This window comes from Sphingomonas sp. S6, assembly GCF_043498045.1.
Taxonomy (GTDB): domain Bacteria; phylum Pseudomonadota; class Alphaproteobacteria; order Sphingomonadales; family Sphingomonadaceae; genus Sphingomonas.
Map to the genome: position 1 here is coordinate 1 of NZ_JBIEOE010000019.1, position 15,730 is coordinate 15,730.

General features: G+C 66.7%; 13 protein-coding genes and 1 tRNA gene. 7 read left to right on the forward strand and 7 right to left on the reverse strand.

Going from position 1 to position 15,730, the window contains the following annotated elements:
• Positions 1-270 precede the first annotated feature (270 nt).
• Both ACGVWT_RS17160 and ACGVWT_RS17165 read left to right on the forward strand, forming a co-directional pair.
• A complete protein-coding gene (locus ACGVWT_RS17160; RefSeq protein WP_315461039.1) occupies positions 271-831 on the forward strand; it encodes a CHAP domain-containing protein in 561 nt (186 codons plus the stop codon).
• Positions 832-1,031: 200 nt separating this feature from the next.
• A complete protein-coding gene (locus ACGVWT_RS17165) occupies positions 1,032-2,210 on the forward strand; it encodes a VWA domain-containing protein (protein ID WP_315461038.1) in 1,179 nt (392 codons plus the stop codon).
• A gap of 1 nt (position 2,211) precedes the next feature.
• Here the strand turns inward: ACGVWT_RS17165 and ACGVWT_RS17170 are convergent, their stop codons facing one another.
• From ACGVWT_RS17170 to ACGVWT_RS17190, 5 genes are all read right to left on the reverse strand, one after another.
• Positions 2,212-4,473, reverse strand: a complete 2,262-nt coding sequence (locus ACGVWT_RS17170) for a TonB-dependent receptor (protein ID WP_315461037.1) — start codon at positions 4,471-4,473, stop codon at positions 2,212-2,214.
• A gap of 112 nt (positions 4,474-4,585) precedes the next feature.
• The gene (locus ACGVWT_RS17175) at positions 4,586-5,533 is read right to left on the reverse strand and encodes a FecR domain-containing protein (protein WP_315461036.1); all 948 of its coding nucleotides are present in this window, start codon (positions 5,531-5,533) and stop codon (positions 4,586-4,588) included.
• Between the two features lie 8 nt (positions 5,534-5,541).
• Positions 5,542-6,033 carry a sigma-70 family RNA polymerase sigma factor gene (locus ACGVWT_RS17180; RefSeq protein ID WP_315461035.1) on the reverse strand — a complete coding sequence of 164 codons (492 nt, stop codon included), beginning with the start codon at positions 6,031-6,033 and terminating at the stop codon, positions 5,542-5,544.
• An 81-nt stretch (positions 6,034-6,114) separates the two neighbouring features.
• Positions 6,115-6,933 carry a ChbG/HpnK family deacetylase gene (locus ACGVWT_RS17185; protein WP_116460980.1) on the reverse strand — a complete coding sequence of 273 codons (819 nt, stop codon included), beginning with the start codon at positions 6,931-6,933 and terminating at the stop codon, positions 6,115-6,117.
• Entirely contained in the window at positions 6,893-7,825 is a 933-nt protein-coding gene (locus ACGVWT_RS17190; RefSeq protein WP_315461034.1) for a glycosyltransferase family 2 protein, read from the reverse strand. Before ACGVWT_RS17190 ends, ACGVWT_RS17185 begins: the two co-directional genes overlap by 41 nt.
• Positions 7,826-7,980: 155 nt before the next feature.
• Here ACGVWT_RS17190 and ACGVWT_RS17195 point away from each other — a divergent pair, with 155 nt between their 5' ends.
• From ACGVWT_RS17195 to ACGVWT_RS17205, 3 genes are read left to right on the forward strand one after another with little or no spacing between them, the layout of a single operon-like run.
• Positions 7,981-9,465: a hypothetical protein gene (locus ACGVWT_RS17195; protein WP_315461033.1), complete on the forward strand. Its 1,485-nt coding sequence runs from the start codon at positions 7,981-7,983 to the stop codon at positions 9,463-9,465.
• A 55-nt stretch (positions 9,466-9,520) separates the two neighbouring features.
• Positions 9,521-10,948, forward strand: coding sequence for a cysteine--tRNA ligase (cysS, locus tag ACGVWT_RS17200; RefSeq protein ID WP_394427470.1), 1,428 nt, complete (start codon positions 9,521-9,523; stop codon positions 10,946-10,948).
• The gene (locus tag ACGVWT_RS17205) at positions 10,945-11,883 is read left to right on the forward strand and encodes a D-2-hydroxyacid dehydrogenase (RefSeq protein ID WP_315461031.1); all 939 of its coding nucleotides are present in this window, start codon (positions 10,945-10,947) and stop codon (positions 11,881-11,883) included. Before cysS ends, ACGVWT_RS17205 begins: the two co-directional genes overlap by 4 nt.
• On the opposite strand, the gene ACGVWT_RS17210 is transcribed toward ACGVWT_RS17205, so the two are convergent.
• Both ACGVWT_RS17210 and ACGVWT_RS17215 read right to left on the reverse strand, forming a co-directional pair.
• The gene (locus ACGVWT_RS17210) at positions 11,877-12,866 is read right to left on the reverse strand and encodes a M48 family metallopeptidase (RefSeq protein WP_394427474.1); all 990 of its coding nucleotides are present in this window, start codon (positions 12,864-12,866) and stop codon (positions 11,877-11,879) included. The genes ACGVWT_RS17205 and ACGVWT_RS17210 overlap by 7 nt on opposite strands.
• 72 nt (positions 12,867-12,938) lie before the next feature.
• The gene (locus ACGVWT_RS17215; protein WP_394427477.1) at positions 12,939-13,979 is read right to left on the reverse strand and encodes a hypothetical protein; all 1,041 of its coding nucleotides are present in this window, start codon (positions 13,977-13,979) and stop codon (positions 12,939-12,941) included.
• A 134-nt stretch (positions 13,980-14,113) separates the two neighbouring features.
• Between ACGVWT_RS17215 and ACGVWT_RS17220 the strand changes: the two genes are divergently transcribed.
• The gene (locus ACGVWT_RS17220) at positions 14,114-15,487 is read left to right on the forward strand and encodes a class II 3-deoxy-7-phosphoheptulonate synthase (RefSeq protein WP_315461029.1); all 1,374 of its coding nucleotides are present in this window, start codon (positions 14,114-14,116) and stop codon (positions 15,485-15,487) included.
• Between the two features lie 84 nt (positions 15,488-15,571).
• Positions 15,572-15,647 (forward strand) — tRNA-Glu (locus ACGVWT_RS17225).
• Positions 15,648-15,730 lie beyond the last annotated feature (83 nt).

Here is a 15,730-nt window from a genome sequence, read left to right on the forward strand (position 1 = left end):
GTCCCGCTTCTTCTTCTGCCGCCGTGAAAAGCGGGACCCCGGATCAAGTCCGGGGTGACGGTCGGTTCTGCCCCAGCCGCGCCGCGTACCCCGTAGCCCCCGGCATGCCGACATCAAAACACCAAACTCCACACAGAAAAATCCCCCGCCCACCCGGAACCAAATCATCCATTCCGCATCCGCAACGACCGGCAATATTTTGCCGCATTACCGTTTCTTAACCACGAATCCCAACCAAACGGTCACTGCCCCTTCCCTAAACCTAGCCAAATGCAGGGCATTCTTCGCAAATGCGGCATGATCGCCGCGGCAATCGGTGCGGCAATCCAGCTGGCCGCCCCGGCAAACGCATCGGGCGGCAATCTGCTCGACTATGTCGGCCAGTGCGTCCCCTTCGCGCGCGAAGCGTCGGGGATCCAGATCTATGGCGATGCCTGGACCTGGTGGTCGAAGGCGGACGGCCATTACGATCGCGGCCACGATCCGCGTGTCGGCTCGGTCATCGTCTTCGCCAAGAGCGGGCGCCTGCCGCTCGGCCATGTCGCCGTCGTCAGCCGCGTCGTCGAACGCCGCGTGCTGATGCTCACCCACGCCAATTGGTCGCGCCTCAACGGCGAACGCGGCCATGCCGAACGCGACGTCACGCTGTACGACGTGTCGCCCGACAACGACTGGAGCGAAGTGAAGGTCTGGTTCCGGGATTCAGAAGGTCTGGGCAGCAGCATCTATCCGGTAAAGGGCTTCATCTATGGCGGTCGCCCCTCGCCGCAGATCACCACGCGCAACCCCGATTACGTCGGCGCGCTGATCGACGCCTACGCCGCGCGCTGATCGACGGCCAAAACCCGATCTTCGAAAAAGGGGCTGTCCTACACGGCCCAATGCTTCTAGCGTCCGGATCAGGCCATGATTGATCCGCTCGCCCCGTCGCCGTTCGCCGCCCTCCCGGCGCCCCTGCACGGGACCACGTTCGGGACGATACGTATCGTCCACTTCGTCCACTTCCACGCTCGAAATGGCGGATTTCGGTCATGTTTCTGACCTTCCTCGACGAGCTGCGACTCGCCGGCATTCCGGCCAGTCTGAAGGAGCATCTGGTGCTTCTGGAAGCGCTCGATGCCGAAGTGATCGACCGCACGCCGGAGGACTTCTACTATCTCGCCCGCGCCACCTATGTGAAGGACGAGGGGCTGCTCGACCGCTTCGACCAGGTGTTTGCCAAGGTCTTCCGAGGCATCGCGACGACCTATGGCACGCAGGCCACCGACATCCCCGCCGACTGGCTGAAGGCCGTCGCCGAGAAATACCTGACGCCCGAGGAAATGGAGCAGATCAAGTCGCTCGGCTCTTGGGACGAGATCATGGAGACGCTGAAGCAGCGTCTTGCCGAACAGGAAGGGCGTCACCAGGGCGGCAACAAGTGGATCGGTACCGGCGGCACCAGTCCCTACGGCAATTCAGGCTATAATCCGGAAGGCGTGCGGATCGGCGGCGAGAGCAAGCATGGCCGCGCGCTCAAGGTCTGGGACCAGCGCGAATTCAAGAACCTCGACAACACGCGCGAACTCGGCACGCGCAACATCAAGGTCGCCTTGCGCCGACTGCGCCGCTTCGCGCGTGAAGGCGCCGCCGACGAACTCGACATCGACGGCACGATCGATGGCACCGCGCGGCAGGGCTGGCTTGATGTGCGGATGCGGCCCGAACGACGCAATGCCGTGAAATTGTTGCTATTTCTCGACGTCGGCGGGTCGATGGACCCGTGGATCAAGCTCTGCGAGGAACTGTTCAGCGCCGCGACATCCGAATTCAAGAACCTCGAATTCTTCTACTTCCACAATTGCCCGTACGAAGGCGTGTGGAAGGACAATCGCCGCCGCTTTGCCGAACGCACGCCTTTGTGGGACGTGCTCCATAAATTCGGCCATGATTACAAGCTGGTACTGGTCGGCGATGCGTCGATGAGCCCCTATGAGATCACCCATCCCGGCGGCTCGGTCGAACATTTTAACGAAGAAGCGGGCGCCGTCTGGATGCAGCGGCTGACGACGACCTACCCCGCCGCCGTCTGGCTCAATCCGATGCCAAAGGACCAATGGGGCTACAGCCAGTCGATCCGCATCCTGCGGGAATTGATGGCCGACCGTATGTTCCCGCTCACCCTCGCCGGCCTTGATGATGCGATGCGCGAGCTTACCAGAAAACGCTGATTTACCAGGCGGTTGATACCCCGATCCGCAAGTTGCGAGGCCGCAGCGGCGTCGTCTCGTTCCGCCCCGGCAGGCCGAACGGGTTGCCGAAGGCGAAGCGGTTGGAGGCGGTGTCGGTCAGATTCTCGACGCCCAGCCCTAGGTCGATCCCCCGCCAGCGCAGTCCGGCGGTCAGGCCGATCGTCAGATACTTGCCCTGGCTCACGTCCAGAAGGTCTCCGGTCCCCAGCACCGACCGCCCGACATAATCGGCGCTCGCCGCGATTCGCGGCGTCACCCGCCCCTCCGGCCAGCGATAGCTGACCCCGCCATGCGCCGCGAACGGCGGCGTCTGCGGCAGGCGCCGGTTGTTGAGCCGCGATTGGTCGGCGATTTCGCCGTAGACGATATTGTGAGTGTACAGCGCCGACCCGTCGATCGTCAGCCGCGTCGTCGGTGTCCAGTCGAACGACGCCTCCACCGTCTGGATCCGGGCATCGCCCAGATTGGTCGTATAGGGCTGGCCGCGCCGGTTGATCAGGTCGGCCTGGATGTTGCTCCACGCCGCGGTCGACCCGCTGATCGCAAAGCTGACGCCCCGCACTCCGCTCCGCAGCCGCCGCAAGCCGATCTCGGCGAAGCGGATCGAATCGGGATCGTAGTTCGCGACCCGCCCGATACCCTGCGCCACCGCCAGACCACCGGTGCGAAAGCCCGTCTGATACCGGGCGAACGCCGCCAGCTCCGGTGCGATGCGATAGGACAGCGCGATCGTCGGGTCGAACCGCTGCGTCGATCGCCCCTTGATGTAATTGCCCGGCCGCCGCGTGCTCGACGGTTCGCCATCGACCCGAGCCGTGGTAACGCGGCCCCCCACCGTCACCGACAGATCACGCCACAGCCGCGCCGTCACCTCGCCAAATCCGGACGCGGATCGCGTGACGTTGGTGACACCGACGATATCAATCGTCGCACCGCCCAGCCCCACCGATCGCGTCAGGATCGACCGGTCGCTCAGCAGGCTCACGCCCGCCAGCCACGACCGCCCACCATCCAGCGACCGCGACAGTCGCAGTTCCTGCGACACCAGCAGCTTGTCATTGTCGAGGTCGTACCGCGCCGGCCCCCGCGACACCGGCGCCGCAAATCCCGTCGCATCGAACGTCTCGACGGTCCGGTAATCGGCGATGCCGGTCGCGGACACCAGCCGCAGCCCACTCTCCCAGTCCTTGGCGATCGTCACCCGCCCGAACAGCAAGCGCCCGAAGAACGGCTGCGCGATATAATTGCCCTGTGCAAAGGGCGATCGCCGCACGTCGCCATATTGCCCGTCCGCCGATTCGACCCGCTGGGTCGCCCCGCTCGCATCGATCTGCCAGCCGCTCCCGGGATCGACCCGCAGCGCCAGCCGTCCCCCCGTCGTATCGCTATGGTTGGCATCGACCACGCGACGCCGTGCCGCGTCGATATACCCGCCATCTCGCACCTGATAGGCAACCCCACGCAGCGCCGCTTTGCCCCCAACCAGCGGCACGTTCGCCATCAGCGCCACATCGTATCCCGGCGCACCGCCCTGCGTCAGCGTGGTGCCCGCACTCGCGCTACCGGCTATACCGTCCAGCATCGGTGCACGCGTCGTCAGCCGCAACAGCCCACCGATCGCACCCGCCCCGTAGAGCGTACCCTGCGGCCCTTCCAGGATCTCGACCGCTTGCATGTCGTACAGGCGCAACGCCGGATCGGGGCCGGAGGCGTTGAGCTGCACGTCGTCCAGATATACACTCGCGGTCGACTGGGTCGTGCCGTTGAAGCTGCTGTCCGCGATCCCGCGAATGAACACCTTGTTGCGGCCGAGCCCCAGTTGCGTGCTTTGCAGGATGGGGAGTTGTCCGGCGATCTGGCTGAGATCGGCCGTCGCACCGTTCGCGCGCCGCGGCACGCCGCTCACCAGAGTCAGGCTACCCGGATAGCGGAGCAGCGGCACGCGCTGTTTGCTGGCGGTCACGACGATATCGGCGGGCGCCGGTTCGGGTGGTGGGGGCGCTGCCGGTCGGGCGACAGGCCGTGGCGGTGGCGTCGACACCCCGACGACGATGCGATAGCTGCCGGGGCCGCTCGCCACGGCGCGAAAACCGCTGCCCGCCAGCAGGCGATCAAGCGCCTGCTTTACCGTCAGCGTGCCGCGCACCTCCGCCGTCCGCACAGCGTGCAATCCGCGTTCGGTACTGACGATATCGACCCCCGCCGTTCGCGCGAGCGCGATCACGGCACGGTCGAGCGTCATGGGCGCGATGGCGATGGCAACGCGGCGCTGCGGCGGACTGGCCGGTGCGGTCGTGGGCAGGCTTAGCGAACAGGCGGCAATGAACCAGCCGGCACCCCGTCGGGATCGCCGCTTACCGTTCCGCCAACACCCAATCCGCCCCGTCACGCCGCCAAGTTGCCCCGATCAGATCGGCCAGATGCGGAATGTCGCGATCGGCCTCCCCCGTGAGGTGGATTATGCCGGTGAACGGCCGCGTGGACAAGCCGCTCGCGACCCGTAGACGGAATCCGTGTAGCCGCCGCAGGCTGGCCGCAACCTCGGCAACCGACGCCGCATCGAAGCTGAGAACGCCCTGGCGCCATCCGCCCACGCTGTCCGCTGCGATCGTGCTGCGTGCGATCCGCCCGGTCGCCCCGTCCCGGGTGAGAGCTTCGCCAGCCCGCAGTGTCACCGCGGCGCCATCCGGCTCGAACATCACCGAACCCTCGCCGACCGCAACCGCCAGATCACCGCCTTCGCGCGTGACGTCGAAGGTCGTACCCATGTCGCGGATGACTTGATCGCCCGCATGCAACGTAAACGGATGTGTGGAGTCATGGACGACGTGCAGCGCCACCTCGCCCCGATCCATCGCGATCGTCCGCGGATCGGCAGGGTCGAACCGCAACACCGTGCCGCCGTTCATCGCGATCTGCGTTCCGTCCGCCATACGGATATCGCGCCGTTCGCCATCACGGGTGGCAATCACCTCGCTCATGCCCGCTTGGGTCGACGGTTTGAACAGCACGCCGGGCACCAGCCATAGAGCCAGTGCGGCGGCGATTGCCGCCCCCGCGGTGCCGGCGAGCGGCCAGCGACGGCGGAACACGCGCTCGTCATCGTTTGCCGCAACGGGCGTTGCCGGCGCGTCGGGAAAACGCGCTTCGGCGATCAGCGTATCCTGGAAGGCGATCGCATCATAGGCGCGCGCATGCTCGGCATCCGCTTCCAGCCAGACCACGAATTGCTCCCATTCGTCAGCCGACATGTCCGCCTGACGAACGTGCCACAGCGCGGCCTGATCGACGATCGCTGCCATGGCCGCACTCATCGCTCCTGCTCCATGCCGAGCGCGGGCACCGCGCCATTCACCTCGGCGACGCGAGTGTGCAGGATGCGATAGGCGCGCTGCAGAAGCTTTTCGACGCCGCTCACGCTGATGCCCAATTCATCGGCGATGGCGCGCTGACTGCGCCCTTCGATACGGAACAGACGGAGCGCGCGCCCCATTCGCTCGGGCATGGCATCGATCGCCTGCTCGACGACGCGGAGGGCGTCGCGCGCAACGAGTGCCCGTTCGGGATCGGGCATGTCGTCAGCCGCGGGCTGCGACGCGAGCCATGCGCCGTCGCGCGCATCGCGCCGAGCGCCGGCGATGCGACGATCAGTCGCGAGATTGCTGGCGACGCGGTATAGGAAAGCGGCAGGCTGAGCGATGGGCGTCGCGCCGAGCTGATCGAGTCGCAGCCACAGATCGTGGAGCGCGTCTTCCGCTTCCTCACGCGAGCCAAGGCGCGCGACGAACAGGCGCAGGAGCATCGCGCGCTGCACAAGGAAGACGGCACGCAGCCCCCCATCCGCCGTGCTCCCGTCAGCCAATCTGCGCCCAAGCTCCTCATGTCAGGCCGGAAAGGCCAGACCTTCAGCCGCTGCCATGTCGGCAATCGACCAAGTACGCAAGGCATCGGCTTCACGCGGACGCGCCGCCGCGATCGCATCGCCGGGTCGTTTACCCGCTCCGGGATGGCACATCACGAGATGCATGCTGGCCGCCTTGCGTAGAAACCGCGGAAATAATCCGCGATAATCGGTTGAGAAATCGTAATGCCCCGCGAAGCTGTCGTTACAGCGCAGGCCGTAACGCGCCGCGTCCCGTTTCAGGCCCCGCGAGTGGAAGGCACTGCCGATCGCTTTGCCCGCAAACGGCCGCCGCAGCATCGCGCCGACACGGTCGACGCAGTCGCGCACCCAGGCGTTCGGCGCGCGAAGGGCGGTTTCGAACAACACGATGTCGCGGATACCGGGAAGCGCGTGGGAGTGCTGGTGGCCATCAACGAAATCGGGGGCGCGGCCCATCGCCGCGACGAAGGCGTCGAATTGTGCGGCCACTTCGCCCGCGATTTCATCAAGCGGCAGCTCGCGGCGCGCCGCCGAACGGGTCAGCGGATCAATCTCTGGCATCACGCCATCGGGCGCGAATTGCGGCATATCGGTCAGCGGGCGCTCACCGGTCAGCGTCAAATGCAACCCGATCTCGACGTGACGCGGCAGGTCGCGCAGCAATGCGGCGTCGGTGGCCCAGCCCGGCATCAGCGTCATGCAGCTGGTCGCGTTGAGCTTCCCCTCGCGCGCCAGGCCGGCGATCGTCTCGCTGACATCGCGCGAAAAGGCGAAATCGTCAGCGCACAGGATGAGACGCGGCACGGATCGGTCCTCCATGGTTCGACGGGACGGGCAAATGCGTAAAGCTGGTGACGGTCTGGAAGGCGCGCTCACGGATCTGTACGCTCATCAGGCGGCGGCGCTGCAACCGGCGGGCCAGGAAATTGTAGAAGAACCAATCGCCAGCCCAAGGCGCCGCCGCGGTGTAGACGAGCCGTTCGAACAGCGTCCAACGGATCGACGCACGATCCCGCTCGCGCGGCGACGGCATGCACCACAGGTCCTTCGAATACAGCATGTCGCCTTGCGACATGGTGCGGTGGATCACCTCGTGATCTTCGAGGATATACCCCCACAGTGTCGCATCGAAGCCGCCGACCGCCCGCAGCGCCGCGACGTCGAAGCACTGGCCCGCCCCGCCCGCATGACATTGACGCGGCAGCATGCGTGCGGCGGTCAGGATCCGGCGGGCTTCCGCGTCGAGCGCGCTCTGGTCCGCACCCGGATCGACGAAATAGGCGCCTGCAACGACGCAGCCGTCCTGCGCGAGCAGCTTCTCCGCTTCGGCCAGATAATGCGGCGGATAGAGCGTATCGGCATCGCAGGTGGCGACATACCGGGTCCGCACGCGCCCCAGGCCCGTACGCAGCGCGCTGACCTTGCCCGGCACAGTTTCGCTGATGATCGTCGCATCCACGCCATGCGCGGCGATCGCCGCGCGCGCGATGGCAACGCTGTCGTCGGTCGAACCGTTGTCGACCAGCAGCAGCTGGAACGGCACCGTCTGCGAAGCCAGGCTCGCGATCGTCTGGCCCAAGAACGCCGCTTCGTTGAAGAACGGGATCAGCACGGTCCACAGCGGCGTCGCGCGCCGTTCCGGGCCGAACATGGCGGCCGACAGCGGCGAACCGCCCGTCTCCATCCGATCCTGATCGACAACAAGGTACATTCCAACGCCCCCCACGAGCCACGCTTCAGCCGGCCATGCGACACGCACGCCCGTTCCTTGCTGACAGGACGACGCCGATCGTTCGGACCCGCACCGGGGCGACGAAATTAATTTCGAGCATGACGCTGCGTCGCGCGCTGCTATGAGCCCGCGCCATGGCCCGCAGCGCATACCCCGCCCCTGAATCACGGCTGCCGTCGACTAAATGGGTAGCGTTCGCGCTGTTACTGATCTGGGCGATCGCCCTGCGCGCGCATGATTTCGGCAACCCGATCATCCATGTCGACGAGCAATATTATCTGCTCGTCGGCGACCGGATGCTGCATGGCGCCTTGCCCTATGTCGATCTGTGGGACCGCAAGCCCGTCGGCCTGTTCCTGATCTTCGCCGCGATCCGGCTGCTGCCCGGCGATGGCATCCTCGCCTACCAGCTGGTCGCGACGCTCTTCGCAGCCGCCACGGCGTGGCTGGTGGCACGCGGCGGGCGGATGCTGGGCGCGCGCGCCATGGCGGCGCTGGTCGCGGGGGCCGCCTATATCCTGTGGCTGTCGCTGCTCAGCGGTCGCGGGGGACAATCGCCGGTCTTCTACAACCTGTTCACCGCCGGCGCCGCGGTGCTGACGCTGCGTCTGCCCGTGCTGGCCCAAGCCCGTGCGACGCGCGCGATCGTCCTCAACGGCGCGGTCGCCTGCCTGCTCGCCGGCCTCGCGATCCAGACCAAATACACGCCCGTCGTGGAAGGTGCTTTCTTCGGGGCGGCACACCTCTGGTACCTGCATCGCGCGGGCGCCACGCTACGGCTCTGCATCGGCGCGGCGCTGCTGTGGATGCTGCTCGGCATCCTGCCGACGGGGCTGGTCGTCGCCGATTACTGGCGCCGCGGCCCGGAGGTCTTCGACGCCTTCTGGTTCTCCAATTTCGCCTCCGTCTCGCTGCGCAAGGGCTATCCCGCCGCCAAGATCGCCGCGCGGCTCGCCGGCACGAGCGCGCAGTTGCTTCCCTTCATCGTTTGTACGGTGATCGCCCTCCGCCAGCGCCCGGTTGCGCCCGAACGGTGGATCGCGTTCGGCTGGCTCGCCGCCGCCCTCATCGCCTTCGCGATGATCGGCGCCTTCTTCGATCATTATGCGCTGCCGCTGATGCTGCCGCTGGCCATGATCGCCGCGCCGGTGCTCGACCGCCACCGCGCCGCGCCGGCCGCGCTGATCGGCTATGGCCTGATCCTGTTCGTCGCCCGCGTGCTGCTGCCGCCCACCGACGCCAGTTCCGCTCGCGCGGTCGCACAGGTGATGAAGGCCAACGATCGCGGCGGCTGCCCCTATGTCTTCGCCGGCGATTCGGTGCTGTATCTGCTCGCCGACGCCTGCATCCCGACGCGCTACGCCTTCCCTTCAACGCTCGCCTACGACGCCGAGCGCGGCGCGTCCGGGGCGGACGAGGTCACCGAGCTGCACCGCATCCTCGCCACCCGTCCGCCCGTGATCGTGACGATGGACGAACCGATGGCGCCGTGGAACCCCTCGACCCAAAGCATCATGACCGCCACGCTTGCCCGCGCCTATCGGCAGGTCCTGACCGTCCGGCGCGAAGACGCCCACCTGCTCGTCTATCTCCGCCGCGATCTGCCCCTTCGTCGATAACACCGTACCGCTGAAGGCTTGGCGGCATCGCTCGCCGCGCGCTATGGCCGCGCGCATGACGCCGATGACGCTGTACAACAGCCTGACCCGAGCCGCGGAGCCGTTCCAGCCCGCCGACCCTGCCAACGTTCGCATCTATTCGTGCGGGCCGACGGTCTATCACTACGCCCATATCGGCAATCTGCGCGCATACCTCTTCACCGACACGCTCGGTCGCACGCTGACGTGGAAAGGCTATGGCCTCACCCACATCATCAACATCACCGACGTCGGCCATCTGACCAGCGATGCCGATGCCGGCGACGACAAGATGGAGGCCGCGGCAAAGAAGAGCGGCCAGGATATCTGGGCGATCGCAGACCATTACACCCAGGCGTTCAAAGCCAATCTGAAAGACCTCAACGTCCGCGATCCCGCCCGCTTCCCACTGGCGACCGACCATATCGAAGGCATGATCGCGTTCGGACAGGCGATTGCCGACAAGCATTGCTACCGCCTGCCCGACGGCCTCTATTTCGACACCACCACCGTCCCCGATTACGGCCGCCTCGCCGGTACGCGCGATGAGGGCCCGGTGGAGGGCCGCATCGACAGCGTCGAGGGCAAGCGCCACCCGGCCGACTTCGCGATCTGGCGCACCAGCGCGCCGGGCGAGAACCGTCAGATGGAGTGGGACAGCCCCTGGGGCCGCGGCGCGCCGGGCTGGCACCTCGAATGCTCGGTGATGAGCCGGCAGTATCTGGGTGATCACTTCGATATCCACACCGGCGGCATCGATCATCGCGAGATCCACCACCCCAATGAGATCGCGCAGAACCAGGCGATCGGTGGCACCGCCGATACCGGCGCGACGCTGTGGATGCATAACAACTTCCTCGTCGATCGTACGGGAAAGATGTCGAAATCTTCGGGCGAGTTCCTCACCCTGCCCGCGCTCGTCGCGCGCGGCTTCCACCCGCTCGCCTATCGCCTGATGTGCCTGCAGGCGCATTATCGCAGCGAGCTGGAATTCTCATGGGAGAATCTCGCTGCCGCGCAGACGCGCCTCAAGCGTCTGGTCCAAACCGTCGCCGCCCTCCGCGCCCGCGGCGAGGCAAAGGGCGCTGCTTCCGCTGCGCCCTTTGCCGAACGGCTCGACGCCGCGCTGTCGGACGACCTCAACACGCCCAAGGCCCTGCCCGTGCTCGACGAACTGCTCGCCGACAAACGCGTCAGTCCGGCCGACCGCCTCGCCGCGCTCGAAGACTTCGACGCGGTACTCGGCCTCGACCTCCTCACTCTGTCCCGCGAAGACCTGCGCGTCCGCCCCGACAGTGCGACGATCGACGAAGCCGACATCGCCGCCGCGCTCGCCGACCGCCGTGAGGCCCGCGCTGCCAAAGACTTCGCCCGCTCCGACGCGCTGCGCGACGAGCTTGCCTCGGCCGGTGTCGAGGTGATGGATGGCGATCCGTTGGGCTGGGACTGGAGGCTGTCGTTGTGAAGGCCGTCCTGCCCGCCATCGCTCGTGGTCTGCTCGAACCGCACCTCCCCGCCGCGGTCGAGCCGCTGTGGTTCACGACGCCGGCCGAAGCGGAAACGATGATCGCCGACGCCACGATCGCCTGGGTCGATATGCAGCCGACCCACCTCACCGAACAGGCGATCCGCGCGGCCGGGCCGAAGCTGGCATGGGTCTCGACGCTCTACGCGGGCCTCGACGCCTTCCCGCTCGACCTGCTGCGCGATCGCCGCGTCACCGTCACCAACGGCGCCGGGATCAATGCGGTCGCCGTCGCCGAATATGCGGTGCTCGGTATCCTCGCAGCCGCCAAGCGCTACGATGAGGTCGTTCGCATGGCGGATCGCCGCGAATGGCCGATGGTCTCACCCGGCCGCATCGAACTGGCCGACACGCGCGCGCTCATCGTCGGCTATGGCACGATCGGCCGCCTGATCGGTGAGCGTCTCACCGGTTTCGGCGTGGACGTCACCGGCGTCACCCGCTCGGGTCGCGACGGCACGCTTGCCCCCGATCAATGGCAGGCGCAGATCGGCGCATACGACTGGATCGTCCTCGCCGCCCCCTCGACCGATGCGACCCGCACGATGATCGGGGCGGAGCAGCTCGCGGCGATGAAGCGCAGCGCATGGCTGATCAACATCGCCCGCGGCGACATGATCGACCAGGACGCGCTGGTTTCGGCGCTGGCCGACGGGACGATCGCCGGCGCCTTCCTCGATCCCACCACGCCGGAGCCGCTACCCGCTGATCATCCGCTGTGGAGCGCGCCCAATTGCCTCATCTCGATGCATCTGTCGGGTCGCAGCCAGAACACGATGTTCCAGCGTGCCGCCGCGCTCTTCCTCGAGAATGTGCAGGCCTTCGTCGCCGGCAAACCGATGCGCAACGTCGCCGACCTCGACGCGGGCTACTGAAGCGGACGATCCGCCTCCGCCGCGAGCGGGGGTGCGTAAAAGCCATGGCCTGCCGGCATCGTGGCGATGGCCGCCTCCAGCGTTTTCGCGCGCGCCGACGATGACGGATGCGTCCGGCTGCGGAACAGCCCGCCGTCGACGTCCCCGCCATGGTCGCGCCAGAACCGCACCGCAATCTGCGGATCATATCCCGCATTGCGCAGCAGATAGGCACCCAGCAGGTCGGCCTGATCTTCGGTCAGCCGGAACAGCCGCCCGTTCCGCCCGACCTCGGACAGCAGGCCGCGCTTGACCCCCGCCGCGTCCAGCCGTGCGGCGTGGCGCAGAATATTGTGCGACAGCTCATGCGCGACGACGACCGCCACCTCATCATCAGTGTAGCGTTCGAAGAAGCGCACCCCGATCTGCACGATCCGCCCATCGGCCGACGCGGTCATGCCCGGCCCCAGCAGCACCTCGAATGCGCTCCGGCAGCCCGGCGAAGCGGGGATCGTTACGGTCCGGGTGCGCCCCTCACGCGTCAGTTCGACCAACAAAGGCCGATCGGCCGGCAGCCCCGCAATCTGCTCCACCGCCGCGTCACGCGCGGCACTGCTCGCATCCTTGCCCGGCGCGCCGCTACCGATCGGCCGGCCGTCGACCGACACGATCGAATCACCGGCTCGAACCCCAGCCTTCGCCGCCGCAGACCCGGGCACCACCGCCTCGACCGCGATCGGCGTTTCGAATCCGAAGCTCGCCCGCGCCTGGTCGCGCAGTGCCGGATCATATTGCCCCAGACTATGGATCGCCCAGCCTGGCGTCGGCGCCAACGCGCGGCACAATGCGGCATTCGCCGTAGTTAACCGATAGGCGATGGCCGCCATCCGGCCGTCGACCTGCCGCAACGCATCGAACGTCGCCGCGGTATCCGGTCCCGCCGCCACCGCCGGAGCGGCAACCGTCACGGCCGCTGCGACGGCTAACGAAATCCCATAGCGCATGCCGACCATCCTCACGCTTACTCGACGCCGCGTCTTACGGCAGTGCGCAAAGCAGAGGAACCGGACGCCGCATTATTTCAACGCCTTCGCATCGAGCGTGATCGTCTTACCGACCGCCTTGCCCTGTACCTTGCCCTGCGACAGCACGGCCCACACCTGCTTGGGCTGCGGCATAGCGTTGAAAGATGGGAGGACGGACGTCGATCCATCGACGTCCGTCAGCGAGACGCTGTAAATGCTCGTTTTCTCGATCTGACCCATGATCGACGGGAACACGCTCACCGAGCGCCCGGCGTCGAACAGAGCCATCGTGTAGCCCTGATCGTTTCGCATATCGCGATAGACGCCATATTCGGTGCGTCCGTCACCCTCCCGACACCATAGCGGTGCGTCATCGGCCTTGGCGGGCGTCTTGCCCTTTTCGGTCGCAGCGAGGCTCGGGAGCATCAGGGACATCAGCAGGTCGCCCCCGCCCGTCGCCACCTGCTTCGCCTTTCCGAAGACCAGTGGCGTCGCGCATGGCTTCACCAACCTTGCTACCGTGCCGGCCGCCATCGCCTTGGGCCAGCGCACGCCCGCAATGAACCGTTGCAACTCCGCATCCAGCCAGTCCGCCGTCAGCGTCGTCGCACTCATCCGGATCGCCACGATCCAGCCGTTGAGGGGCATGACGGCCAGCGCCGTACTGCGATAGGCCCCACTTGCATTGGCATAGGTCTGGCGCAGCGCCGAGCCCGCTACCCCACCCGGCAGCGCGAAGGCGACAGGATCGGCGCTCGCGGGCGCCGCGTTGCGGAACTCGGCACGTGTCTCCAGCGCCGTCTGCGACCGATCGAACCACAGGCCAATGTCGGCTATCGCGGGGCGAAAGATATAGACGGTCGCCGTGACGCTCTTGTCCGGCGCCCAATATTGCGCGGCAACATCAAACTCGCCTTGCGTCGCATCGGTCAGCGCCGTGCGAGCCAGCCCTGCATTCTGTGCCATGAGGGCGACGCCCGTCTCGGCATGACGCCAGCCCTTGTCCGCCGGCACCGGCAGATCGCGGGCTGACCCCGTTGCGCCGGCCATCAACGCCGTTCCGAGTAGCACCGCCGCCAGCCGTTTCCGCATCATCGCTCCCTCAATCTGCATCGTCTGCATAGCACGCCATCCGCCGATCGATACGCCCCCCAAGCGTTCCTTCATTGCGCAAAATCCGTTTTGGGCGCATGTGCCGCGGCGTTTACACCCCGAAGGACGACATTATGGCCGCGAACTGGGCCCCCGACAGCTGGACCCGCGCCGAAGCCCGCCAGCTTCCCGACTATCCCGACACCGCGGCGCTAACCCGCGCGACGGACGCGCTCGCGAGCTTTCCCCCGCTCGTTTTCGCCGGCGAAGCGCGCAACCTGACGGCGGAACTCGGCAAGGTCGCGGAGGGCAAGGCCTTCCTGCTGCAGGGCGGCGACTGTGCCGAATCCTTTGCCGAGCATAGCGCAAATAATATCCGCGACACGTTCCGCGTGATCCTGCAGATGGCGGTGGTTCTCACCTTCGCTTCGAAGCTGCCGGTGGTGAAGCTCGGCCGCATGGCAGGCCAGTTCGCCAAGCCGCGCTCCGCGCCGACCGAGGTGATCGACGGCGTCGAGCTGCCCAGCTACCGTGGCGACAACGTCAACGACATCGCCTTCACGCCCGAAAGCCGCATCCCCGATCCGCAGCGGATGATCCGCGCCTATTCGCAGTCGGCCGCGACGCTCAACCTGTTGCGCGCCTTCGCCCAGGGTGGCTACGCCAACCTCCACCAGGTTCATCGCTGGACGCACGACTTCATGGGTCGCAGCCCGTGGAGCCGCAAATATGCGGAAACGGCGGATCGTATCGGCGAAGCGCTCGACTTCATGGCCGCCTGCGGCATCGACCCCGAAACCGTGCCCCAGCTGTCGCAGACGCATTTCTATACCAGCCACGAAGCGCTGCTGTTGCCGTTCGAGCAAGCGCTGACCCGCCAGGATTCGCTGACCGGCGACTGGTACGACACGTCGGCGCACTTCCTGTGGATCGGCGACCGCACCCGCTTCGAAAATTCGGCGCACGTCGAATTCCTGCGCGGCATCGGCAACCCGATCGGCGTGAAGTGCGGCCCCAGCCTTGAACCCGACGCGCTGCTCCGCATGCTCGACACGCTGAACCCGGGCCGCGTCCCCGGCCGCATGACGCTCATCACCCGCTACGGCTATGACAAGATCGAGGCGCATCTGCCCAAGCTGGTCCGCGCCGTGACGCGCGAAGGCCACCCCGTCATCTGGTCGTGCGATCCGATGCACGGCAACACGGTGAAGGCCGCAACCGGCTACAAGACCCGCCCCTTCGACCGCATCCTCGCCGAGGTCCGCGGCTTCTTCGACGTCCACCGCGCCGAAGGCACGCATGCGGGCGGCATTCATGCCGAAATGACAGGCCAGAACGTCACCGAATGTACCGGCGGCGCGATCGACGTAACCGAACAGAGCCTCGCGGACCGCTACCACACCCACTGCGACCCGCGCCTCAATGCGGGCCAGAGCCTCGAACTCGCGTTCCTGCTGGCCGAAATGCTGAACGCCGAAATGGCCGAACGCCGCAAGGCCGCCGCCTGATCGCAGCAATTCGCGGGAGGGGCGTCAACAAACCCGCTTGACGCCCCCCGCCCCCAAGCCTAGACGCGCCCCTCCACCGCACACGGCCCCTTCGTCTAGCGGTCTAGGACGTCGCCCTCTCACGGCGAAAACACGGGTTCGAGTCCCGTAGGGGTCACCAGCGCTCGCCAGAACGGCGGATTTGCGCGGTTTATGCGGTCTTCACGGACGCTTTACCCATCTTTGTGTACAAAGGATGCGTAC